Source organism: Haliscomenobacter sp. (genome assembly GCF_040403615.1).
GTDB lineage: Bacteria > Bacteroidota > Bacteroidia > Chitinophagales > Saprospiraceae > Haliscomenobacter.
The window spans coordinates 13,280-36,868 of record NZ_JBBAKG010000025.1 but is presented as its reverse complement, the minus strand read 5'-3'; the positions used below and the strand labels follow the sequence as shown (position 1 = coordinate 36,868).

The 23,589-nt window shown below is 46.6% G+C and carries 17 protein-coding genes; 2 read left to right on the top strand and 15 right to left on the bottom strand.

The genetic code is table 11. The features are described from left to right. Positions 1-42: 42 nt before the first annotated feature. From ABW391_RS10205 to ABW391_RS10185, 5 genes are all read right to left on the bottom strand, one after another. Positions 43-2,304, bottom strand: a complete 2,262-nt coding sequence (locus tag ABW391_RS10205; protein ID WP_353481756.1) for a TonB-dependent receptor — start codon at positions 2,302-2,304, stop codon at positions 43-45. 10 nt (positions 2,305-2,314) lie between these two features. Further along, complete coding sequence (locus ABW391_RS10200; RefSeq protein ID WP_353481755.1) at positions 2,315-5,065, bottom strand: alkaline phosphatase family protein; 2,751 nt, start codon at positions 5,063-5,065, stop codon at positions 2,315-2,317. Between the two features lie 318 nt (positions 5,066-5,383). Then, positions 5,384-6,172: a succinate dehydrogenase/fumarate reductase iron-sulfur subunit gene (locus ABW391_RS10195; RefSeq protein WP_353481754.1), complete on the bottom strand. Its 789-nt coding sequence runs from the start codon at positions 6,170-6,172 to the stop codon at positions 5,384-5,386. 151 nt (positions 6,173-6,323) lie between these two features. Next, positions 6,324-8,327, bottom strand: a complete 2,004-nt coding sequence (locus ABW391_RS10190) for a fumarate reductase/succinate dehydrogenase flavoprotein subunit (RefSeq protein ID WP_353481753.1) — start codon at positions 8,325-8,327, stop codon at positions 6,324-6,326. Between the two features lie 116 nt (positions 8,328-8,443). After that, a complete protein-coding gene (locus ABW391_RS10185; protein WP_353481752.1) occupies positions 8,444-9,178 on the bottom strand; it encodes a succinate dehydrogenase cytochrome b subunit in 735 nt (244 codons plus the stop codon). Between the two features lie 233 nt (positions 9,179-9,411). Between ABW391_RS10185 and ABW391_RS10180 the strand changes: the two genes are divergently transcribed. Both ABW391_RS10180 and rnr read left to right on the top strand, forming a co-directional pair. Continuing rightward, a complete protein-coding gene (locus ABW391_RS10180; protein ID WP_353481751.1) occupies positions 9,412-9,909 on the top strand; it encodes a hypothetical protein in 498 nt (165 codons plus the stop codon). A gap of 5 nt (positions 9,910-9,914) precedes the next feature. Continuing rightward, positions 9,915-12,095: a ribonuclease R gene (gene rnr / locus ABW391_RS10175; RefSeq protein ID WP_353481750.1), complete on the top strand. Its 2,181-nt coding sequence runs from the start codon at positions 9,915-9,917 to the stop codon at positions 12,093-12,095. A gap of 124 nt (positions 12,096-12,219) precedes the next feature. On the opposite strand, the gene ABW391_RS10170 is transcribed toward rnr, so the two are convergent. From ABW391_RS10170 to ABW391_RS10125, 10 genes are all read right to left on the bottom strand, one after another. Next, the gene (locus ABW391_RS10170) at positions 12,220-12,558 is read right to left on the bottom strand and encodes a type II toxin-antitoxin system RelE/ParE family toxin (protein ID WP_353481749.1); all 339 of its coding nucleotides are present in this window, start codon (positions 12,556-12,558) and stop codon (positions 12,220-12,222) included. Further along, entirely contained in the window at positions 12,548-12,769 is a 222-nt protein-coding gene (locus ABW391_RS10165) for a hypothetical protein (protein WP_353481748.1), read from the bottom strand. The genes ABW391_RS10170 and ABW391_RS10165 overlap by 11 nt, the downstream gene beginning before the upstream one ends. A 402-nt stretch (positions 12,770-13,171) precedes the next feature. After that, a complete protein-coding gene (locus ABW391_RS10160; protein WP_353481747.1) occupies positions 13,172-14,560 on the bottom strand; it encodes a hypothetical protein in 1,389 nt (462 codons plus the stop codon). Further along, positions 14,557-15,096: an RNA polymerase sigma factor gene (locus tag ABW391_RS10155; protein WP_353481746.1), complete on the bottom strand. Its 540-nt coding sequence runs from the start codon at positions 15,094-15,096 to the stop codon at positions 14,557-14,559. The genes ABW391_RS10160 and ABW391_RS10155 overlap by 4 nt, the downstream gene beginning before the upstream one ends. Before the next feature lie 60 nt (positions 15,097-15,156). Beyond that, complete coding sequence (locus tag ABW391_RS10150; RefSeq protein ID WP_353481745.1) at positions 15,157-15,693, bottom strand: NUDIX hydrolase; 537 nt, start codon at positions 15,691-15,693, stop codon at positions 15,157-15,159. A gap of 313 nt (positions 15,694-16,006) precedes the next feature. Then, complete coding sequence (locus ABW391_RS10145; RefSeq protein WP_353481744.1) at positions 16,007-17,038, bottom strand: hypothetical protein; 1,032 nt, start codon at positions 17,036-17,038, stop codon at positions 16,007-16,009. Positions 17,039-17,156: 118 nt separating this feature from the next. Further along, positions 17,157-17,696, bottom strand: a complete 540-nt coding sequence (locus ABW391_RS10140) for a hypothetical protein (RefSeq protein WP_353481743.1) — start codon at positions 17,694-17,696, stop codon at positions 17,157-17,159. A 9-nt stretch (positions 17,697-17,705) separates the two neighbouring features. Then, complete coding sequence (locus ABW391_RS10135; protein WP_353481742.1) at positions 17,706-18,470, bottom strand: hypothetical protein; 765 nt, start codon at positions 18,468-18,470, stop codon at positions 17,706-17,708. A 131-nt stretch (positions 18,471-18,601) separates the two neighbouring features. Beyond that, positions 18,602-20,482, bottom strand: a complete 1,881-nt coding sequence (locus ABW391_RS10130) for a caspase family protein (protein ID WP_353481741.1) — start codon at positions 20,480-20,482, stop codon at positions 18,602-18,604. Between the two features lie 20 nt (positions 20,483-20,502). After that, positions 20,503-23,553, bottom strand: a complete 3,051-nt coding sequence (locus tag ABW391_RS10125; RefSeq protein ID WP_353481740.1) for a CHAT domain-containing protein — start codon at positions 23,551-23,553, stop codon at positions 20,503-20,505. Positions 23,554-23,589: the final 36 nt, after the last annotated feature.

Below are 23,589 nucleotides of genomic sequence, written 5' to 3'. Positions count from 1 at the left end.
AGACGGAAGGCATTCCATCTCTCCAATCTGGTTTTTTCAGGTTTAAAACTTCCAATCCAATCCAATCCAGACACTTCTTCCGACCCCATCAATCCCTGAACCATGGGTGCGGTAAGCTTCGTTGAACAGGTTATTCAAACCGGCTTGTAGCTCCACTTGCTTGAATTGATAAGCACTGCGCAGGTTCAAAACTTTCCACCCTGGAGTGCCTCCTTTGGGAATCCGTGGATCCGACTTATCACCACTGGCCAAACGATCCTGTTTGCTGGCATACAAGAAATCGATGCGGTTGAACCAGTTCTTGACGGGTTGATACTGCAATCCAATCCGGCCATTGAGAGGTGGAATGCGGCGCATTGGTTCATGCGCTGTAGTATTTTGGCCAAAAGCATAAGTCAGACTGCCTTGCAGGTTGAATTTTTGGCTGATCGACCAGGCAAAATCAACTTCCGTTCCCCGGATGAAAGAAGTGGCTGCATTCTCTTTTTTGTACACATCACTGCCTTCGTATTTGGGTTGTCCTTCAAAGGTGCTGCGTACCCGGGTTACCAAATCTGATAATGCCGTATAGAAACCTGAGATGTTGGCCTGCAATTTAGCGGAGCTGTACTTATAGGTCAGTTCGTAAGTAGTAGACCTTTCCGGAGCAAGATTGTAGCTGGGTACCTCAATGCCGAAGTCAAATCGGCCAAAACTGGTCATGTCGTTGATGTTAGGTGCCCGAAACCCGGAATAAGTTCCGGCGGAAATTGCGTGCTGCTTACCAAGCTGATAGCGGAGCATCGCATGTGCCACCAAGGCATCGGGGGTGATTTCGGTATTGCCAAACTTAGCATCTTGAATCTCCAATCGTACCTGGTTGTACCGCAAACCCAGGTTGAGTGACCATTGCTTCCAATTCAGGTTATGGGCAGTAAATGCGGCCAGGTTGCTGGCGTTGGTTCCGGCTGGATAAAGTCCTCTGCGCACCGTTTCTACCCCTGTTTCAGTATTGAGGTTGGTACCCCCACTGGTCACTTTATCAAAGTAAGCCTCTAATCCGGAGGTGATTTTCCAAAAAGAAAAGGGTTGTGCATGCCATTCCAGAACGTATCCCAAAGTGCGGATTTCATCTTTTTCTTTGCTGCGGGTCACGTTGTTGACCCGTTGAAAGATGCGGCCTTCTTCAGCAAACTGCCAGGAACCGGTCAAGGTGATTTTTTGTAACCAAGGCGATTGACCTTCCCAGGCTAAACGGGCGTAAGCCATTTGGCGGGTTTGGGGTTCAAATTGAGACAGTGCAAAACCGGTGACGTATTGATCGTATCGATTTACATCAGACTGAAATACACCATTGTAGGCCATCGTAAATTGAGCATGGCGGTTGAGTTTGAAAATGGCCTTAGCATCGGCAGTTCGCTCCCGATAGTTGGAAGGCCCCTCTTGACCTTTGCCCTTGCCGGCATATAAGTCTCCAAAATTGCGGACACTCACCCCAGCTCGAAAAGCAATGTTTTCATTGGCTGCTTTCAATTCAGCATGTACCGTCTTTTCCATATCCCGATCCAGGTAACGCCCCAAAAGTCGTCCTCCAAATTGCCAGCCTTCGGCAGAAAACTGTGGGGTAGTCGTAAAGACCTGAATGGCTCCCCCCATAGCATCGCTGCCGTAGAGGACGGAACCCGCACCACGCACCACCTCAATCTGTTGTACGCTAAATACATCAATGGTGTTGAAATATTGATTGGGACCAAAACGGTAAATGGAGTTATTGAGGCGCAAACCATCCATGAGTAAAAGGGTTTGATTGCCCGTAAGCCCACGAATAAAAGGAGATCCGCCCCCGTGATTGGTCTTTTGAACAAATACCCCCGTTAATCCCATCAAGGCTTCGGGGGTACTGCGCGCCCCATTGTGCAGGATGTCAGTGGCCTTGAGTACACTCACTGCTTCTGAGGTTGCAAAAGCTTGATTCAGGCTGCGTTGCGCAGTGATCACCAAATCGCTTTGGATCAGGGTAGGCTCTGCGGTTAACCTCAGGGTATCCAACACTTGATCATTAGCCGTCAAGTTGATTTCAAGCTCTAATTCGCGGTATCCAAGCATCGATACCAAAAGCGTGTAGGTGCCTTGAACAGCTGGCGCATTGATGATAAATCCCCCCTTCGCGTTACTTGAGGTACCGCGTTGGGTTGTTTTGAACCACAAATTGGCACCCGGCAATGGTTCATTAGTGCTGGCATCTACCAACACGCCCTGTATTTGTTGTGCCCACAACGGAGCTTGCAACAACAGAAACCATAGGAAGAGGGGCAATTTTTTCATAAGCTGGTTGTTACTGCTTTTTGATAAAATCTTCTACGTTGTCCAATTTTGGGGATTCAATGACTGCCTTCCAATCAAACTTGGCATCCATTGGCGTCAATGCCTTTTGTGGGTCAAAGATCTTTGGGTTAACCGGGAAGGCTTTATAAGGGCTAAAATCTGGCGTATCGCTGAACAAATCCGCCATATCTGTAGCCGCTGCATCGTATTGGTTCAAATAAGGAATGCCTAGGATGTTCCAGAAGGTCTTGAAAATACTCCCAAAGCTGTAGTGTTGATGGCCTACGTGGTTTTTGCGGGCATAAGGTGAAATCACCATCAGCACACTGCGGTGGGCATCAACGTGGTCTTGGCCATCTTGCGCGTCATCTTCGGTAACCACGATGGCCATGTTTTTCCAGTAAGGGGTACTAGATAAAAATTCAACGATGCGGCCCAAGGCCAGGTCATTGTCGGCCATGTAGCTGGCGCGATAGGGATAGCCAGCTTGTGGGCGTTCGCCAGCACCGTGGTCGTTGGGCAAAATCACCGTAAGTACTTGCGGCAGCGTTTTGCCAGCACCCGTGTATTTTTCGTTGAACTCTTCCATGAAGGTTTTCAAGCGGAATTGATCCGGGATGGCCATATTGTAAGTGGCGTATTTGTGCGAAGAGCGGGTGTACAAGGGCCCGGGGATGGGGTAGTTGACTAGGTACTTTAAGCCAGTATATTTCATCGTAGAATCATCAATTCCCGCAGCGAGTTCAAGGCCAAAACCAAAGTTGAAGAACTCTTTTTTGTTGCGCTCCAAATGATCCCACATTGAGCCCGCTTCGTTGTAATCTTCAGGGTAAATGGCACCAGATGCACCATAAAGCAACAGGTTGCCAGGGGCTTTGCTGTTGGCGCGCATGCTGCGTTTGCCGCCATAAGCAGCTGTCGTTCCGGTTTCTACCCATTCGTTCGGGTAAGTATTGACCAACCAGCGGTGGCCATCGGCAGAGTGGTCGGAGTCGACATAGAAATTGTCGCTGATGGAAAAACGCTCGGCCAAGGCCAGGTGATTCACCATTACTGTTGCGTTCAGGACGCTATCGGTGTGGCGGCGATTAACCACCTTTTGATTGGCCCCGTACCGGGCAAGGGAGGCATCGCCTTTGGCGGTTTTTACTTGACCAAAAACTTCGTCAAATGTGCGATTCTCCTTGGAAATGAACACGATGTACTTGATCGGACTTTCTTTTTGTCCGGGGAAAAGGGGAACCGGGTTTTTTGACCGCCAGTTGAACTGTGCATCATTGGCAGGTGCAAATGCATAGTTTTGGCGAATTACTTCGGCAGTATGTGTTTTCAATTGCTCCGCATTCGGTACATCGATGACACTCACCAAACCTTTCATCAATCCGCCAACGTAGTGACCTTCGGGTCCGTCTTTCCAGTTTTTGCCGCCATTAGGGCCGCTGCCATAACCTTTTGCTGAAGTGACCAGCAGTTTTTTGCCGTCAGGCGTAACCGCTACTTTGGACGGAAACCAGCCGGTAGGGATATGGCCAAGCACTTCCAGCTTCTCCACATCGATTACGCCAACCGCATTGACCCCAGATTCGGCAACGAACAAGTTTTTGCGATCAGGGGAGAGCGCCAGTCCGAATGGAATCACGCCCCGGAAACCACCCAAACGTGGATCTGGCTTGAGAAAAATATTTTTTACAACGGTATCTTTCACAAAATCAATGGCCGAAATGCAATCGTTGTTGCCATTGGACACAAATACGTAACGATCGGTAGCCACCAATGAGTTGGGGCTGGCGCCGCCTACGGCAGGAATGCCCTCTACGAGATCGCCGACCAGAAAGCCAGTTTTGATTTTTTTGCTCACTTTAGGTTGTTCACCCAGACTGTATTTCCATACCGAAAAGCCCTCGGGGGTGTTGGAATCCCCCAGGCCGGGTACGTCCAGTTTGTCATTTTTGTAGCCTTCCTTCATCTCCGGGGTATTGAAACCAGAGGTAGGAAACTCCGCAGCAGTGCCTTTGAGGTTCTTGAGGTCGAGGTTTTTTAGCGGTTTGTATTCAAAGATGCCAACGTTGGCAACATACAGGTTTTTGCCATCCGGCGAAAGTGTGATGCCAAATGGATAACGCCCGGTTGGAATGTTGTGCAACAATTTCAGGTTTTGCGCATCGATCACCAATAAACGGAAGCCAATTTGATCCACGGCGTACAGGCGGGCGCCATCCCGGGAGAGGATCATATCACCGATGTATCCGTGGCTGTAATCACGGTCGCCATCTTTGACACCGCAACGCAGGGAGTCCACTTTTTTTCCAGAATTGAGGTCGAATTTGAAGATTTTGTTGGATTGACCGCCCGCTACAAATACATAACGGTTGTCGGGCGTAATGGCCAAGCCCATAAAAACAGATTCCAGAATGCCTTCCTGGTTATTGGCGCCTTCTGGAATTTGCTTCACTTGCGGTTCGCCATTGCCATCAAAATTGCGAATGACCGTGATGGAAAAAGGCGCATTGCCAGAGTTGGCGGTCACGGCTACTTTGCCATCTGGCGAAAGTACCAAACCGTAGGGGTGCGGAGCGGTAACGATGCTTTTGCCCGCTGGCTTGATGATGCGGCCATTGGGAATGATGCTTTCGCCGGTTTTGTCGATTTGACAGTACTGCGCTGCGGCCGGTGACTGCGCAACCCAAGGCGATTGGCGGGTACAGGCGGCGATAATTAGGGCGATTGCCAGATAGGCAAGGAGTAGGCGGTGCTTGTTCATAATGCTGAATGGTTTTTCAAAACCAAAGCTAAAGTGTTTTGGGGTAGGGGAGTAATTTGGGGAAAAAATTGATTTTTGGGTAATCTTGGGTTAACGTGAGGAGGGAAAAAGTGCCAACCTATAAAATAAAAAATGCCCGGAGGGGATAACTCCGGGCAAAACCAGATATTCGTATATCTGAAGGGCAACTGTAAAGTACAAATGTACGCCCTAAGTTTTTTAAAAGCAATTTTCTTTTCAGAAAACGGTAGTTTTTTTCAGGTAAACGGTACATTTTGATTTGTACTCGGTCGATCAAACTACATTTCGCGCCTAATTCTATCCCGCACCACCACCTTTGTCTGCGTTTTCTTCATAAGTAAAGGCAGAGGAGATGTATTCCCGATTGAGGCGGGCGATGTTTACAACAGAAATTTCCTTTGGACACTCGGCTTCGCAGGCGGTTACGTTGGAGCAATTGCCAAATCCTTCCAAATCCATTTGCTTCACCATGCTCAGCGCACGACGCTTGGCTTCTACCTTACCTTGTGGCAACAAAGCCAAGTGAGATACCTTCGCACTCACAAACAGCATTGCCGATGCATTGGGGCAGGCAGCAACGCAGGCACCGCAGCCGATACAGGCAGCAGCATCAAAAGATGCAGTAGCCGATTCCTTGGAAACTGGAATGGCGTTGGCATCTTGCGCTTGACCCGTGTTTACCGAAATGAAGCCTCCTGCTTGAATGATCCGGTCAAAAGCCGAGCGATCCACCACCAGGTCTTTGATGACCGGGAAAGATTTGGCCCGGAATGGCTCAACCGTTACGGTATCGCCTTCTTTGAAGAAACGCATGTGCAATTGGCAAGTCGTAGTTCCGGTGTTGGGGCCGTGTGGATGGCCATTGATCACCATGGAGCAAGTACCACAAATGCCCTCGCGACAATCGTGCTCAAAAGCAACGGGGTCTTCGCGTTGGGTGATCAATTTGTCGTTGAGCACGTCCAACATTTCCAAAAAAGACATGTGCTCGCTGACGTTGTCCAGCTCATAAGTGACGAATTGTCCTTTTGTGGAAAATTTGCCACCCTGACGCCATATTTTGAGTTTTAAATGCATGTTTTCCATTACAAAAAAAGTTAAAAAGTTGAAGGGGTGAAATGTTGAAAAGAAGGAAAACGCTTAGGGTAAAACATTTCGGGTTTTCTGTGCAGCCAAATAGAGTACTTACCTTGCACTACCCATATCTATTCACCCTAAACTTTTCAACTCTTCAACTTTACTTATAGCTTCTGCTCTTGAGTTCGACGTTTTCGAAAACCAGTTCTTCTTTGTGCAATACCGGGTAGGTATCCCAGCCGTTGTATTCCCATGCGGCTACGTAAGCATAGTTTGCATCGTCGCGCAGGGCTTCGCCTTCTTCGGTTTGGAATTCTTCGCGGAAGTGGCCTCCACAAGATTCTTCCCGGTTGAGGGCATCAATCACCATCAATTCACCCATTTCCATGAAGTCGGCAACCCGCAGGGCTTTTTCAAGCTCAGGGTTGTATTCCCCGGTGGCACTGCCAGGTACAAATACGTCTTTGTAAAATTCTTCGCGCAATTCCTGAATCAAGCGGCGTGCTTGCGTAAGACCTTCGGCGTTGCGGGCCATCCCGCATTTTTCCCACATGATTTTACCTAGGCGGCGGTGGAAGCTTTCCACTGATTGATTGCCTTGAGCACCCATCAATTTGTCGATGCGGCCTTTTACATCTGCTTCGGCTTGCACAAACTCCGCGGAGTTGGCATCAAACTTTGGCGTACGGATGTCATTGGAAAGGAAATTGCCAATGGTGTAAGGCAATACAAAGTAGCCATCGGCCAAACCTTGCATCAGTGCAGAAGCACCCAGGCGGTTGGCGCCATGGTCAGAAAAGTTACACTCGCCAGCTGCAAACAAGCCAGGGATATTGGTTTCGAGGTTGTAATCTACCCACAAGCCGCCCATGGTATAGTGTACGGCAGGGTAGATCTTCATCGGCATTTTGTAAGGGTTCTCGCCAGTGATTTTTTCGTACATGGCAAAGAGATTGCCGTACTTTTCTTCCACTACGTTTTCACCCAGGTCCACTACTTCTTTTTCACTTGGATTGTGGTTGCCTTGCATGTTTGCCTTGGAACGTCCGTAACGTTCAACGGCTGCTGAGAAGTCAAGAAATACCGCAAGTCCAGTCGGGGCTACGCCCAAACCTTCATCACAAGCTATTTTGGCAGCGCGAGAAGCAACGTCACGAGGTACCAGGTTGCCAAAAGCAGGGTAGCGGCGCTCCAGGAAGTAATCCCGGTCTTCTTCAGTGATGTCCAAAGCGGTTTTGTGACCAGAGCGGATGGCCGCTGCATCTTCTTGCTTTTTGGGCACCCATACCCGACCGTCGTTCCGCAAGGACTCCGACATCAAGGTCAGCTTGGATTGGTAATCACCGCTTACAGGGATGCAAGTTGGGTGAATTTGGGTGAAGCAAGGGTTGGCCATCAAGGCGCCACGGCGTACAGAGCGCCAGGCAGCACTTACGTTGCACATCATTGCGTTGGTAGACAGGTAAAATACGTTGCCATAACCACCCGTTGCCAATACTACTGCGTGAGCAGCGTGGCGCTCGAGTTCACCCGTCAGCAAATTGCGGGCAATGATGCCGCGCGCTTTGCCGTCTACCAGTACGACATCCAGCATCTCGTGGCGGTTGTGCATCTGTACGGTTCCCAGTGAAATCTGGCGAGACAATGATTGGTAGGCACCAATCAGCAATTGTTGTCCAGTCTGACCGCGTGCATAAAAGGTACGGCTTACTTGCACCCCACCGAAAGAGCGGTTGTCCAACAAGCCGCCGTATTCGCGGGCAAAAGGAACGCCTTGAGATACAGCCTGGTCGATGATGCTGGCACTCACTTCGGCCAAACGGTAAACGTTGGCTTCGCGTGCACGGTAATCTCCGCCTTTGATGGTGTCATAAAAAAGGCGATAAGTGCTGTCGCCGTCGTTGCGGTAGTTTTTTGCCGCATTGATCCCGCCCTGAGCTGCAATTGAGTGCGCCCGGCGTGGACTATCGTGAAAGGTAAAGCACTTGACGTTGTAGCCCAATTCGCCCAGTGAAGCTGCTGCTGCTGCTCCAGCCAAACCGGATCCGACTATGATAATGTCAAGGCGTCTTTTATTGTTGGGAGCTACCAGCGGCATGGAAGCGCGGTATTTTGTCCACTTTTCCGTCAAATTACCCGCTGGAACTTTGCCATTAAGAGCCATGTTGATTCAATTTATTTTGAAAAAAATATCGACTATCTGTTGGGGCGATCCTTTACGGTCGCCTACCCCTTTACGGTCGCCCTTACGGTTGACCGGGACAACCGCGAGGGTTGTCCCTACCACCATCCCATGGCATCGCCATATACATACACCGGTATAAACGCAAAACCGAAAGGAACGATTACGGCGTAAAATTTACCCAATGCGCGTATAAAAGTCATGTATTTGCTGTGATTCAAACCCAGGGTCTGGAATGCACTTTGGAAACCATGCCAGAGGTGGAAAGCAATCGCTACCATAGAAATTACATAGATTGCCACGAAAATTGGATCGGCAAATGCCACCATTACTGGAGTATACAAGTCTTTTACCACTTCACCACCGTAAGAGGCCATGGGCACATTGCCCAATTTCATTTGCAGCCAAAACTGGTACATGTGCAACAAAATGAAAATCAGCAAAATGGTACCCAACCAGCCCATCCGGGTCGCTGCACTTGCATTGGTCGCTACCGCGCGGGTAACTTTTACAGCGTAGTTTTGTCCACGCGCACTGGAATTTTGTCTCCACAACAAAAGCCCCTGAATGGCGTGCAATACGATAGACAAATAAAGCGAGTAGGAAACAATTTTGATGATTTCGTTATGCGTCATGAATTGAGCATAAAGATTGAAACTTTCGCCTCCATCATCATTCAGCATTTGTAAGTTGCCAAGTAGGTGAACAGGCAAGAAAGTGATCAGAAAGATTCCGGTGATCGCCATCAGTACCTTTTTACCGATGGAGGAAGTCAAGAACCCGCCGAACCAGCCCAATCCAACCGGAGAAAGCGTGTTTGTAAGCCAACTCATGTGTTTTCGTTTTGTGTTTTGTTTATTTTTGCAGCAACAACAACCATTGACTTTCTCAAGTGTTTTGCGTTTAACCGTCTACAAAGCTATATATTCAAGGCTAGATGCACAAAAGTGTTCTAACCAAGTTACAGTTCAGGCTTTTATTTAGAATCGTTCAAAATTAAAGGCTTGTAGATAAATTGTTAAATCGTTTTATTTCCTGTTTTGATCAACAATTCTTCATTTTTAAAATGGCAGCAGAATTAAATATTTCTTTAAAAGAGTTTTTGGCACAGTTTCCGGAGGTGAAATTGCCCATTACGCTTACAGATGAATCCCAACGGGTTTTCAGTCAAACCAACGAACCTTTTCCTCAACGCATGATTGAGCAATACCTGTTTCCGTTGGAAGAACAAGACGAGATAGACGAATTCACGGAATTTGTGCCTTGTTTTCGCATTCCAGATACTTTGGATTTTCATGCAGTGGTGTATTGGGTCGCTCAATTGATGAATTATCAATACGTCATGGTTACCTTTACCAAAGATGGTGCATTGATTGATAAAAAAGTGTTGGGGGGAACCTTCTACGATGGAAAAACGTTGACGACATCGATTGCCACCATCGATGAAGACTGGGGAATGGTGATCATGTCAGGACAAACTTCAACTGACGCGCTTTATGACGCTTCCGGTACCCGCACTCAAAAACTAGAATTGCTGCCGGAAGGGCAGATTATAACCCATTAACCAAAATGACTAAAAAGAAAGATCCCGGAAGAGGGAGTTACACCCGCAAGCTGACCTCAAAACAATTGCAAACTGATGTTTTGCTCCTTTTTAAAAAAGACCCCAAAAAGCGACTGAATCCCAAGCAGATCGTCAAAAAACTGGGCATCGACAACCACAAAGACTCCATCCAACACGCTTGCCAGGAATTGGTGAAATTGGGCTACCTGGTTGAACTGGAAGAATACAAATTCAAACTGCGCAGCCCTGGTAGCAGTTCCTCTCTGGGCCAAAACCGCAAAGTACTGGTTGGTGTCATGGACATGACCCGCTCCGGTGCAGGCTATGTCAGCGTAGAAGGCCAGGAGAATGATATTTTCGTGGCGGCAAAAAACATGAATACCGCTCTGCACGGAGACAAGGTACAGATTAAAGCCTGGGTGCCCCGTGGCCGCAACAAGCCCGAAGGGGAAGTGGTGGAAGTATTGGAACGTGCCCGCGAGCATTTTGTCGGTACGCTTTGGATTTATCCCCGCTATGCCGTGGTGGTTACAGACCCACCATCTTCGCTGGAAATCCTGGTCGACCCCACCAAAACCATGGGCGGAAAAGACGAGGATCGAGTGGTGGTGAAAATTGAAAACTGGACCACTGGCCAACAACGCCAACCGATTGGCGTGCTGACTTATGTGTTGGGCAAAGCTGGATCACACGATATAGAGATGAAGGGCATCCTCATCAACAATGGCTTCAATCTGGAGTTTCCGCCAGAAGTATTGGAGGAATCCGAATCACTGGGCGTAGCAATACCCGAAGTAGAGATCGCCATTCGACGCGACATGCGCGAAACGCCCACCTTTACCATTGACCCTGAAAATGCCCGTGACTTTGACGATGCACTTTCGTTTGCGTACTTGCCCAATGGCAACCTCGAAGTTGGGGTACACATTGCCGATGTGACGCATTACGTGCACGAAAACACTGCGCTGGACAAAGAAGCATTGGCGCGTTCGACTTCCGTTTACCTGGTAGATCGGGTCTGTCCAATGTTGCCCGAAAAGCTGTCCAACGAGTTGTGTTCCTTGCGCCCACACGAAGACAAACTGACTTTCTCGGCGGTGTTTACCTTCGACAATGAAGATAAAATTGTAGACCGCTGGTTTGGCAAAACCGCCATCCACTCCAATCGACGTTTTTCTTACGAAGAAGCGCAGGAAGGCCTGGATACTGGCGAAGGCGATTTTGCCAAAGAGCTGAAAATTCTCAATAACCTGGCCCACAAGCTGCGCAAAGAGCGCTTCAAAAGAGGTGCCATCAATTTTGAATCAGAAGAAGTCCGCTTCCGACTGGATGAGAATGGTGCACCCCTCGAGGTATACACCAAAGAGCGGAAAGATGCGCACATGCTGATCGAAGATTTCATGTTGCTGGCCAATAAAGAGGTGGCTACTTTTGTGTCCAACAAAGGCACCCAGGATGCTGCCGAGATTCCGTTTGTATACCGCATCCACGACGAACCCAATACGGATAAGGTAGAGGAATTGGCGCGTTTTGCCCGCCAAATGGGGGTAGAAATGAACGTAACCACTCCGAAAGACATTGCGCGATCCTTCAACAAACTGGCCCAACTCGCCGAAGAGAATGAAGCCTTGAGTATCCTGGGGCCGATTGCCATCCGCACCATGGCCAAAGCCGAGTATTCCAGCGACAACATTGGGCACTACGGTTTGGCTTTTGATTTTTACAGTCACTTTACCTCGCCCATTCGGCGTTATTCGGATGTACTGGCGCACCGGATTTTGTTTGACAACCTCAAAGCCATCCACCGCGTCAACAAGGAAAAACTGGAGGAAATGTGCAAGCACGTCTCCAAACAGGAACGCCGAGCCGCGGACGCTGAACGCGAATCGATCAAGTACAAACAGGTCGAATTCATGTCCAAACACCTGGGTGAGGTATTCCCTGGGTTCATTTCTGGCATCGGAGATCGGGGCATCTTCATCGAGCTACGTGGCAACCGCTGCGAAGGCATGGTGAGTTACGAAACCATGAACGAACCGTTTGAGATTGACCCAGGTCGCTTGCGGATTCGGGGGGCTCACAGCAAAAAGGAGTACACCATGGGCCAGGAAATTTTTGTCCGAATTGCGAGTACGAACTTGCAGAGACGGCAGATTGAGATGGTTTGGGTTGAGGGAGAGGCCTAAACTCTCCTGCAGATTTCCCAGATCAACGTAGAATTTTTTAATGACTAAAGGAGTCTACGTTGATCTGGGAAATGCATCCTTTCCAGAGTGGATTAGTGAATTACTAAAAATCTATCAAGATTTGTCATTCATCTGAGAGTCCTTCCTCTGCTAATAAATCGTCAATTGCTTTCTCCGTGATACCATCTGTGTTTGACTTATCGTAGATGGTAAGCATAAAAACAGAATTCGATACTATTTTTACACAAGTGATCACTCTTGCTCCTCCGCTTTTACCCTTTCCTTTTGAAGAAATAGCCATCCGAATTTTGTAACAATCTTTGCCAAGGTAAACGCCTTGATTCGGTTCATTTTCTAAACTTTCAATCAGGTTGCTTAAATCATTCTTTAGGGAAAGGTGTTTTTTAGCCAAAGATTTAGCCAGCTTCCTGAAATTCTCAGTGACTATAACTTCATAACTCATCCAAAAACTTCTTTGCAGTTAGCAATTTAATTTCGCCTTTCAGATGAGCTTCTACTTCATTCAAAGAAGCTTTTAGCCCTTCAAATAGGTCAGGATGCTCAAGAGATTCTTCATTGACACTTACAACTTCGACGAAGTCCAATTGCTTAAGCAACTCCCTAAAAAACTCACGCTTAGAGTTGTCTTTGATATTCAGTACTATTTGTTGCATCGTTGGATACTTTATGTCTTAAATATACAAAATAAAAGTCCTTTTGGTTTCTCTTTTTTATTAGAAGTTAAAATTAATAAGGTTCCAGCACTTACTATCCATTTGCACAAAAAAAGGCCGCCGATTCAGTTCCCTAAATCGGCGGCCATGCTGCATAAAGAAGAAGAAAAAACTCGTGTCAGATCATTAAGTGCCCACAAATCCATTCGTGGGCGGTGGTCATTTCAAAAGTATAGACCCAGGTGGTTGCTAAATTGCTGCCTGGGTCTATGGGGCGATAAAAAAATAAGTGATCATTTTGCCAGAGGATTAGATAAGCAAACGTTTCATTTCAAGTGTCTTATCTAATCCTCTGGCTCAGGAAAAATGATCACTTATTTTTGCCCCACTACTATTGCTTTTTTATGGCTTGACAAAATAAATGTACTTGTTGATTTTTTTGCGGATGCCAATGTTGATGCCCCAGTTTTGGTAACGTTGATCAATGGCATAATCGTTGGCGGTAAAAGAGCCGGAATTGCGCAGTACGTAAGGTTCAATCACTAGGCGCAGCCGGGGCGTGATCGGGTAACTGGCGGCTACGCTGCCATACCAGGACAGTCCCAGGTGGTTGCGAAAGGCCGGATAAGCATCGGGCTTATTACTCGAAAATTCCAGCACTTTGTTCAGGTCAGGCGAGAGGAAGCTACCGTGTTGGTTGAAAGCCATATTTACATAAACCCCCGCATTGGCGGAAAGGGTAAACTTGCCTACGTTGTTGCGCTCATACCCCAAAACGACCGGAATATCGATGGTTTGGAAGCGGTTGTTTTGCTTTACTTGTTGATAGTTGAACGTTTCGCGGTGAATGCCATAACTCAACCCACTGCGTACAGCGATACCGTCCATGGAGATCATGGAAAAACGGAGAGACATTCGTTGCCCAGTTTGCACCATTTCAGATTGTTCACGCGCCTGGCGATAAGCTTCAAATTCTGGCTCGCGGGCTTTTAGTGTGCGGGTAGGCACATCTACTGCCCCAAACAACTCGCCATAAACCCTCCAGCCTTTGGGCAGTGGCAAAGTCAATGGCCGACCGCCATCCAAACCCAAAGAAGGCTCATAAACGACCGCGTATGCTTTGGAATCAATCGAGGAAAAGTCAGTTAAATGTTGGATGTCTTCTGCGACAACAGGGCTTTCCGTGTCATTCGTTGCTGAAGACATCACCTGATTGGTTGTACTTTGGTCGGCGTAGGTTGAAACCGCTGTTTTGTCCGAAACCAATGAAGCCGCTGGTTGTTTCAGCGCTAAAATAGAGTTGACTGCTGGTGTATGGCCAGACTTGGATCTCGGCTGAAAACCGGATGCGTTGTTTTCAGGTTTTACAAAGGTGTTTTTATCGAGGGCGATTTCCTGATCAGCAAGCAACTCCGCCTTTGAACCTGGATTTTTCACAGAAAGGTTTGCAGCGCTTGATGTCTCAACTCCCTTAAGATCTGCATTAAGCTGCCCACTATTGCTTGGTGATTTTTGAATTTGGGCAACTGGTTCATCCGATTGGGTTGGTGCTGGAGCAGTATTGCCTGCTGAATCAGTTGGCTTTTGGGTGAGCCAAATCAACACAGCTCCGCTGATACACAACAATAGTGCGGCGGACAATAACCAAAATCCTAATTTTCGACGATTCTCTTGTTTTACCTGCGCAGCTCTGCGGGCTTCCAAAGCACCCCACAAGTGCATGGGCGGTTCCATGCTGTGGTCGTGCAGTCGATCCCGAAAAATTGCGTCAATGGGATTTCCCTCACTCATACGGCAACTTTTTGTAAATCCATGACCATTGCCTGCAGCATTTTGCGGGCTTTTACCAATTGCGACCGCGAAGTACTCTCTTGTACCCCGAGCATTTCCGCGACTTCGGCGTGGCTGTAGCCTTCGATGGCGTACAGGTTGAACACGATGCGGTAACCATCAGGGAGTTGGGCGATGAGGCCCAATAGTTCTTCTTCGCTGAGTTGGGCGTATACACTGGGTTCTGCTGCGGAGTAATCCTCGCGTACATCCAGGCCATACTGCTCATGTGTAAAACTTTTGCGGTCAAAGGTTTTCAGTGCGGTATTCACCACAATGCGGCGAATCCAGCCCTCAAAGGAGCCTTTGTTCTGAAATTGATTCAAATGATCGAAGACTTTGATGAAAGCATCCTGAACAACATCTTCTGCTTCCATTTGATGCCGGGCATACCGCATACAGACCACCAGCATCTTTCCGGCGTAACGTCGGAAAAGTTCCTGTTGGCATTCTCGTTTCTGCCGCAAACAACCTTCGATGATTTCTTTTTCCGTCACAAGTTTAACAGGTCTGATGAATAGAGCCGACATACACAAAAAGCGCTGCCTAACTTAACGTTAAAACCTGTCACGAAAATACAACAATAGGGCATTTACTGTATGAGGGTGTTGAAAAAAGCCTGATTTCCAGCACTGAAAGGCTTCTTCGAGCGGCATCAATTCAATGTCAACGGCTTCACCTGAATCTAAATCCAGGGCATGGGTCGGTACACAATCTGTGGCCAACCAATGGTGGATGTAGGAATCCATAAAGACGGGGTTGGAGGGAATGCTGCCCAGGAAGTTCCAATTGCTGCTGGCGTAGCCGGTTTCTTCGCGCAATTCGCGTTGGGCGGCAAAGTGGTGTTCTTCGCCTTCGTCTACAATGCCTCCGGGCAACTCCAGGGTCTCAAAACCGATTCCGACCCGGTATTGGCGAACCAGCACCAATTCTTGGTTGGGGGTGACGGCCACCACATTGGCAGCATCTGGTGAGTCAAGAATGATCATTCTTTGGGTAATCCCATTGCGCGGATTGGTCAGGTGATCGAAGCGCGTTTTGAAGAGACTGAGGTCGGGGCCAGGCTCGGAATGTTGAACTTTCCAGGAAGACATGTTATTTGTTTTGGGTGCAACCTAAAGCATTAGCAGTGGGGCAAAATGAACATTTATTTTTTATCACCCTTACTCTCAGAGGCGATTGATTCTGATTTTTATTCGTTGAAGCAGCTTCGCTGCTTGGTTTTTATAACCGCGACGGCGCGACGGCGCGACGAGAAGAGCGCTTCGCACACTTTTTCGTCGTTTTACGTCGCGCATTTGGCGCAGCCAAATGAATCGTCGCGCCGTCGCGTCGTCGCGGTTATTAAAAACGATTGGGCGCAGCCCAATCCAAAATGGTTTAAAACTAGAACCAATCGATCATGACTTACTCCGGTTTGGTATCATCGATGATCGCGTCATCGATCAGGTCGTTGCCATCTTTGTCGCCGTCTTCAAAACCGTGGGTGCTATTGCCCTTTTCGGATTTGAAATCAGGATCTTTGGTGATGCGTGTTTCCGTAGAAAATGCGCCACTATCGCCATCCGCCCAACGCTTGGCTTTTTCAAAAAAATCGTCGTGTTTGCTGAGGTCGTTCTTTTTGGCATCGTCCATCACGTCCATGAACGTGCGGTCTTTGTCCTGGGCTTTTTCCTCAATTTTATCGCCCATTTCTTTGGCCTTCTGGATAAGGTCGTCCAATTTGTTTTGGTGTTTTTCCGAGGAGGCTTCTTCTTTGGCTTTTTCGTAGAGTTCGTCGGTTCTGGTGATCACCTGGCCTTGGGCTTCTTTTACTTTGTCCCAAAACTCGCCGCCCTTTTCGAGTACTTTTTCGCCAACTGATCCGGCTACACCTTTCATGGTTTCGAAGACAGAACTGCCTACGTCCAACAGTTTTTCGCCTGCCTTAGCCGCTACTTCTTCAACCTTTTTGCCTGCTTCGATGGTTGTATCCAACACTTTTGAGCCAATCTTTTCAGCCGTTGATTTTTCCCTCGGCGCAGTTGGATCGGTGCTGTCCAATGCATCAAAATTCAGGGAATGGTCTTCGTCGGCAATGGGCTTGGCGAGTGGAGGTGTACTGGCTACAGGTTGTTGTTTTTCTGTTTCTTCAAACAGGTCATTGATGGCATCCCCTGGAGTTGTGGAACTGGTCGCAGTTGGAGGTACAACTGGTGCTTCCGTTTCTTTTTTGGTGCCCATTACATCCTGAGCTTTGTCGATTACTACAGCTCCGAGGTCTTCTACTCTATCCAAAGCACTGTTTAGGAAATCCTCGGCTTTGCTGGCCAATTCTCCAGAGCGTTCTTTTATTTCTTGACCGGCCTCTTTGGCAGTTTCTACTGCTTTATTCGCAGCTGATTTGCCTAAAGATTGAGCACCGAACAACACTTTTTTGATTTCATTGAAAAATCCCATGGCAGTTTGGATTTTTGAGTTGGTTAATTTTTTGGGAAAGACAGGCTAAATATAGTGGAAAAGAAAGGGGATTCCAACAATTGCTTCGACAATTCCCTTTTGGATATCGACTAAAGGTTTATTCCATTTCAGAGAGGAAACTTTTGATTTCCCTCATGACTACTTTGAGGTAACCTCCATAACTCCACATTACCAAAATGCGATCCGTTTCGTAATGTGTCTTCAAATTCAGCCGGTCGTAGGTGCGTCTATCAACAATAAAGGTATCCACGTAAATTTTTTTCACGTCTGCCCAGCTTTTGGAATAGTGCATGCGGCGAAAAGGGACAAATACTGGACCCTCGTGCTTCTCAATTGTTGTTCGAGTAACCGTAATTTTAACCGTATTGTAAGATGAGGCCAAGGCATTTATAACTAAAAAAACACCAATTAACAAATGAAAGAATCCAGCAATAAATACGTACTCTTCCTGCGCGGCAATTGCAAAAATATAGATTATCAATACTCCTCCTGCCCAAAAAAGTGCAGCAAACCAAATCCAAAACTTTGATTCATTGGTAAATGGCAAAGTGAATTCCAAAGAATCTTCAGTCCGCTTGATTTCCAGGTCTTCGGGCACGGGTAAATCCAGCACTTGTTGATGGGTGTTAGAAGGCATAAATTTGAATTAATGGGGTACAGCTTGATTTTTGATCCCTAAAAAAATCTCAATCTCCTGTTCCAGGTACAATGCATACCCTGGTTGCGAAAATCCTCCCACCAAACGCTGGCGCTCGGCACTTTTAGTGAGCGCGGTCACGGCATAGGTATAATCGGGACGACCATTGGTGCGGCTGGGAACGTATTCTTCTACAAACAATTGTTCGATATCGCGTACCGCCATGAATCGATTCGGATTGAAGGGTATCGGAATGGGCGCATTTTTGATGTCAATGCCCTGGCTGGTCACGATGATGCTGGTTTTGTTGAGCAATAAACCCAGCGTATAGATCAAAACAGAAACCCCAACAATGATGTGTATACTGGTAAACAATAATATTTGCCAATTGCCAGTGGTTACAGCAATGATGACGAAAGGAGATAGAATGGCATTCCACAAAATCGTAAATAGAAGGAAAAATCCCCAACGGCGCGTTTTGTGCCAGGGAATGGTAAAGCGCAATTCTCCAAAGTCGCGTTCTGCGATTACCCCACTGGGCATTTCTACTAAATTTCCATCGCTTGGTCTTTGAAGAAAATCCGGTGCTGGTTGATTATCCATAGGATCTTTGAATTCCAACGGCGCATCATTCCCTTTTCCAGAATTGGCTTGAGGAGGCATAAAGGAAAAAATGGCATTGCATTGCCTGCATTTGGCCACCATGTTTTGCAAATTCACATCCTCGGCTAAAATTGGAGTACCGCAGGAGATGCAATTCAATTGAAAAGACATAGGCTCTAGGTGTTGATTGGTGTTCGAAATTTAAGTGTTTTTATCAAAATTCAACAACTTCTTCGAAGCTTTTGTTAAATTTTAGTGGCGGGGGTATGGGTTTCGGAATGTTTGAGGGGGTGATTAAAAGATCACTTCTCAATTCGAAATACCACTGTGTAAACAGATACCGAAGTTTGCGCTAATAACGCATTTTTTGTTTGCTGAAATGACCAATTTTGCTCAAATAATGCATCCATACTTCTTGTAAATGACGAATTTGAGGCCAGCACAGTTGAAAGATCAATAGGCTTATTGGAAACAATGAGTTTAAGCATTTCCAAGCCTTCAGGTAGGGTAAATCGCCAGGTTGGCTCTAGCATTTTTCTTTCGTTGGCTTTAATCAACCAATCACCTGACTTGCTACCTGGTTGGTTCGTTGGGTTTATGATCGAGATTTGATCATTGGATTGGATGTCCAGCAGATTGAAGTAGTAGTTTTGTGGACTTGCGTTGATCAACTCCAAGCGAAATTCTTCTCCTATTTTGAATGCATTGGTATTCTTTCGGGGCTGCAAAGTGCCATTTTGATAAGTATGAAAAACCAACTGTACGGACTCCCCCAAATCGTCCGATGCCAAATTGCGCAAATAGTGTGCTTTGATGGCAGGCAACAAGCCTTGATGATAAATTAAGTCCGCATCGGTTACTGGATCTTTGGCATCAGATTTTAAAACTTCCCGACCATCCACCGTCCTTACAACCCATTGCCTGGCGTTGCTGCTTTCAATGAGGATATCCGGGTTTTCGCTTACCTCCAGTATTTCTGGTTCATTTTGCAGTCGATCTCTCAGTGCATTTTTTAAAAGTTCATCGGTGAGCAATTTGATCCGGATTGCAGTTGCTCTATTTTTTGAGTATTCAATACGGGCCAAGGCATGCATCAACAGTTGAGGTGAAAGGGCTTTCTCCAGCACAACTTCCGATTCCTGTATGCCAATATTCGTAGCTTTTCCCCTTACCAACAATTGCGTTTCGTCGGCATTGTAAATACTGATGAGTGCATCAGCATGAAGCCCATGCAGGTACCCGGCTCCAATGAGCAGGGTTTGGGCATCCCAAACCTTTATAACCGGGAACAACGGCTTTCGTTCTGACCGAATTGCTGACCACCGCATCAATTGTCTGTCACCCTCAAATTGAGGAATTTGTATCGGAGCAATCAGAACTATGCTTTGGCATACCCGATCAAAAAGTGTTCCGTAAGTACTGGCTTGAACAGACTCTGATAAAGCCTTAGCCAAAGCATAACTCAATGGGCCATACATTTTACCATCTGGGGCAAAATACTCCCGATTGAGTTGCTGTGCTGTGGTTGCCGAAAATAGCAAAAGGGGAGCAAGGTTTGCTTCGTCATCTCCTGGATTGCCTGCTTCCCATGCGGATTCAGTTATTGCATTCCGGTAGGTTTTAGTCCTTCCAAAAGGCAAAGTTGATCCTCTGAAAGTTCCCCAACCTCGCGTTGCTGTGCCGGAGTGACAAGCATCCAGCGTTACCCATACCTGACCTGCGGGGCCGATTTTTTTGCGTAAATCTGATAAACGGAGCTGCAATTCATCGTCCCGCAAATGCTGCTCCCCGGTGTATCCATTTTGTCGATTTGCAATCGCATCAAAAGGAATAAGTGTTTCGTCAAATTGATCAAATTCATCACCGTTGTCATCGGGTAGTTGCTGCCCGTGAAGGGAAAAATGCAAATGTATCATACTGCCAGTGCTGGCATCCGCTAAAAGTTGATCCATTGCAGTACGAATTCCCAGTAATTTTGCCTGTTCTTCGCGTACTTGGCGAACTTCAAATCCTGCTCTTTGCATAACTGGCCCCAGTATATCCAGGTCATTGAGTCCATGAATGCTGCTCCATCCCGAAGCCTGAGGATATTGGCTAATGCCTATCTGCAGGCTAACTCGCGGTGATTGAGCTGGAATCATTGAAGCGTAAAAAACGAGGTAAAGCAGTACTTGATAACGCATCAGGTGGTTGTTTAGATTTCCTATTCCCAGAGTACAAAACCGGCCCACTTCTGTGGATCGGTGTATCGTTTCCTCATTTTATCGCGGGTTTTCCAAAAAGCTTCCCTGAGGGACTTGCCATTTAACCAACGCTGGTAAAAACCGGTCATGAATTCGGCGGTTTCTTCATCTGGCGCTTCCCACAAACTGAGCAGTAATGCCTTGGCACCTGCCATTTTGAAGGCGCGGGACAATCCAAAAACACCTTCTTCCCGACGAATTTCGCCCAAGCCGGAATCGCATGCCGACAATACGACCAATTTTGTGCCCTGCACATTGAATCCTGAAATTTCAAAAGCGGTTAAGATGCCGTCTTCCAAATGCAAGGAGTCTCTGAGCAAGCGATCATTTGCACCAGCCAGTACCAATCCGCTGCGCAGTAAAGGATTTTGCAGTACGGTATAATGAAAAGCAGACCGCAGCAATGTATCTCTAAAGGTAAAACCATGGGTAGCAAAATGAATGACATCAAGGGCAACTTTGGGCGCAGCCAGGTATTGCTTGACCGATTCTTCCGTTGCAGCGGTATCCTTTAATACGGTAGTAGCAATTCTCTGAGATCCCAAAATTGACTCAAGTTGGGTTACTTCGTAGGCAGACCCTGGTAAGTTGATCCAGTGACCATCGCGTAGTGCGGTGCTGCTCCGCAAAGCAGTACGTGTTCGCAAGGCTGTGCCATTCACCAATTCTTCTTTAACCCTTGAATTTGAAGCACGATCATAATTGACGCCTCCGACTAAAAAAGCATTTTGAGGTCGGCTACTTTGATCTTGCACCTCATCTACCAAACTGCGGGTACTGCTCATCAGGACTAAATCGTACCGATCACTGAGCATTTTTTTGGATTTACCCATTGATTGGGCATGCATTGGTAAGGTATTCAGGATTCCAACTGGAGAAAAATAAATCGTTTTCACCCCATGCAGTAATGTATCCAAAGGCTTCCAAATCAGCTCATAAACATCTTTAAGGTCAGCCTTTTGGACGGGCTCAATGCCCCGCTGGCCTTTCAGCCATGGTTGTACTGTAACCGCCGATGCCAGGTTTAAGTCCATCTCTTTACACAATTGCACCAATCGAGGAGTTTTCCAACCTGGTCGAATTACTGCGGCAGCATACATTACCTCAGGATCATCGGGATTGGGTTGGTAGTTAAAAAACTCGATGGCTGCTTCATTGGATTTCAAGTGCTGTTGTACATCTGTCCAGTGTACTTCCTGGCGCAACTGAACAAAGGCTTTGGCTTCTTGAGCCAGTTCTTTTTCCAGTGCAGCAGCAGATCGTTCCAGCACAGCGAGATCAGTGCTTCGATCGGCCACCGTTTTGGCATATTCTTGACCAATCTGGCGGTATAGGTTTTGCCATTGATCCAATTTGGCACGAAGGATAGTATCGCCTTGCTGGCGAATAAATGCCCGGAGTTGAAATACTTGTTGTGCTACAAAACCCTTGTAAAACAGGAGATTGTTGTAGTAAGTGCCATTTACATCATCCCAGTTTTTTGTTGCGGTTTCAGGAGCGAGCAGCGCAAATTGTTTGGATAAATCTTGCGAAAATCCATAAGTGTAGGTTTCCAGGTCATTTTCAGAAAAATACGTAGCCGCGCGGATAAGCAGTTTTTGTTGGGTTGCTCCGGCTGTTTTTGCCAAAAGTGAAGCAGCTTCAAAATCTCCAACGCTTTTTAACATTGTTGCCATGCGGTACTGAGTGCGAACCACATCGAGATGATTAAGGCCATAGGCATTTTGTAAAATTTTAAAAGCTTCCTGTGTTTTTTTCATTCCTTCCTTCCTTTCGCCACTATAGAACAAAGCAAACCCCCAATCAAATAGATTTTGACCGTAATCAGGATGCAAATTGCCTTGAATACTTTGCATGCATGCAGTTGCCTCCTCAAATAAAGGAACTGCAGCTTCCCAATCTTTTTTTTCCAGATACAAACTTCCAAGAAAACCTAAGCTTTCGCCATAATGGGGATGTTTCGTACCCAAAGTTTTTTCTCTTAGCTTGAGTACTTTTTTCATTGTTTCCTCAGCTTGATCAAATTTACCTTGCCTTTGATAAGTATGCGCTAAAGTCTGTAGATTCATTGCATAATCTGGATGATCAGCATTTTGCATTTTTAATACCAGTGGTAAAATCTCTAAAATTAATTCCTGCGCTTCCTGAATGCGCCCCAAACCCAGAAAGATATTGGCCAAATTGAAACTTGCTAAATACCGAACAAACAAACCATAGTCTCCTAGAGATTTTCCTGCCTCAATGCTTTTTCTTAACCAGATTTCTGCATTTTCTACCTCTCCTCTTCGTATTAAAACGACACCTTGAGCATTGTATAAAGTAGCGATACGAGGATGGTCGGAGGGAAAAACAGGAAGCCTTGCCTTTAAGGCTTGTTCAAAATAAACTTGCGCCTGCGTTATTTTAGCTTGGTTGATATTTAGGCTTCCCAAAATTTGAAGGGTCTGTGCATAATCTCGATGGTGTTCGCCCAAGGTGGTTTTTTGTAAAGTTAATGCCTCTTGAAAATATTGATCTGCTTCAATGTAACGGCGTCGATGGTTATTGATGTATCCAACATGAAAAAGAGCTAAAGCATACAAAGGATGTTTTTTACCAACTAGTGCTTCCGCAAGCTTAAGCGATTGACGAGCCCAAGCTTCACTTTCATCCCATTTCGTACTGGCCGCCGCCGCATAAGAACAATGTTGAAGTAACTCACAATAAAATATAGACAAGGTATCACCATTGTTTTCCTGCTCTGTTTTTACTGATTCCAAAATGTTAAATGCATCCTTAAATCGATCTACATCCTTCAAAAACAAGCCTTGTTTCATCTTAACAAAAGCCAATTTATCCGCAGTAAATGAAGTAGGGGATTGTAACAATTGCTCACTAAGCTGTAGTCCTTCCCGAAAGCGTCCAGTTAAATAATATTCATCCAGTTTTTGAAAAATACTGTCCTTTAAATTTTGGCTATACAGATCAACCAAACCGAGCATTAATAAAAGCAATATCCATAAACGAGGCATAGGTATTGGGTTTTAATTAGGGTTATTAATCTTCGG

What these genes read in the sequence shown, in the direction of transcription:
- ABW391_RS10205 (WP_353481756.1), bottom strand. Translation starts at nt 2,304, where the DNA reads ATGAAAAAATTGCCCCTCTTCCTATGGTTTCTGTTGTTGCAAGCTCCG.
- ABW391_RS10200 (WP_353481755.1), bottom strand. Translation starts at nt 5,065, where the DNA reads ATGAACAAGCACCGCCTACTCCTTGCCTATCTGGCAATCGCCCTAATT.
- ABW391_RS10195 (WP_353481754.1), bottom strand. Translation starts at nt 6,172, where the DNA reads ATGGAAAACATGCATTTAAAACTCAAAATATGGCGTCAGGGTGGCAAA.
- ABW391_RS10190 (WP_353481753.1), bottom strand. Translation starts at nt 8,327, where the DNA reads ATGGCTCTTAATGGCAAAGTTCCAGCGGGTAATTTGACGGAAAAGTGG.
- ABW391_RS10185 (WP_353481752.1), bottom strand. Translation starts at nt 9,178, where the DNA reads ATGAGTTGGCTTACAAACACGCTTTCTCCGGTTGGATTGGGCTGGTTC.
- ABW391_RS10180 (WP_353481751.1), top strand. Translation starts at nt 9,412, where the DNA reads ATGGCAGCAGAATTAAATATTTCTTTAAAAGAGTTTTTGGCACAGTTT.
- rnr (WP_353481750.1), top strand. Translation starts at nt 9,915, where the DNA reads ATGACTAAAAAGAAAGATCCCGGAAGAGGGAGTTACACCCGCAAGCTG.
- ABW391_RS10170 (WP_353481749.1), bottom strand. Translation starts at nt 12,558, where the DNA reads ATGAGTTATGAAGTTATAGTCACTGAGAATTTCAGGAAGCTGGCTAAA.
- ABW391_RS10165 (WP_353481748.1), bottom strand. Translation starts at nt 12,769, where the DNA reads ATGCAACAAATAGTACTGAATATCAAAGACAACTCTAAGCGTGAGTTT.
- ABW391_RS10160 (WP_353481747.1), bottom strand. Translation starts at nt 14,560, where the DNA reads ATGAGTGAGGGAAATCCCATTGACGCAATTTTTCGGGATCGACTGCAC.
- ABW391_RS10150 (WP_353481745.1), bottom strand. Translation starts at nt 15,693, where the DNA reads ATGTCTTCCTGGAAAGTTCAACATTCCGAGCCTGGCCCCGACCTCAGT.
- ABW391_RS10145 (WP_353481744.1), bottom strand. Translation starts at nt 17,038, where the DNA reads ATGGGATTTTTCAATGAAATCAAAAAAGTGTTGTTCGGTGCTCAATCT.
- ABW391_RS10140 (WP_353481743.1), bottom strand. Translation starts at nt 17,696, where the DNA reads ATGCCTTCTAACACCCATCAACAAGTGCTGGATTTACCCGTGCCCGAA.
- ABW391_RS10135 (WP_353481742.1), bottom strand. Translation starts at nt 18,470, where the DNA reads ATGTCTTTTCAATTGAATTGCATCTCCTGCGGTACTCCAATTTTAGCC.
- ABW391_RS10130 (WP_353481741.1), bottom strand. Translation starts at nt 20,482, where the DNA reads ATGCGTTATCAAGTACTGCTTTACCTCGTTTTTTACGCTTCAATGATT.
- ABW391_RS10125 (WP_353481740.1), bottom strand. Translation starts at nt 23,553, where the DNA reads ATGCCTCGTTTATGGATATTGCTTTTATTAATGCTCGGTTTGGTTGAT.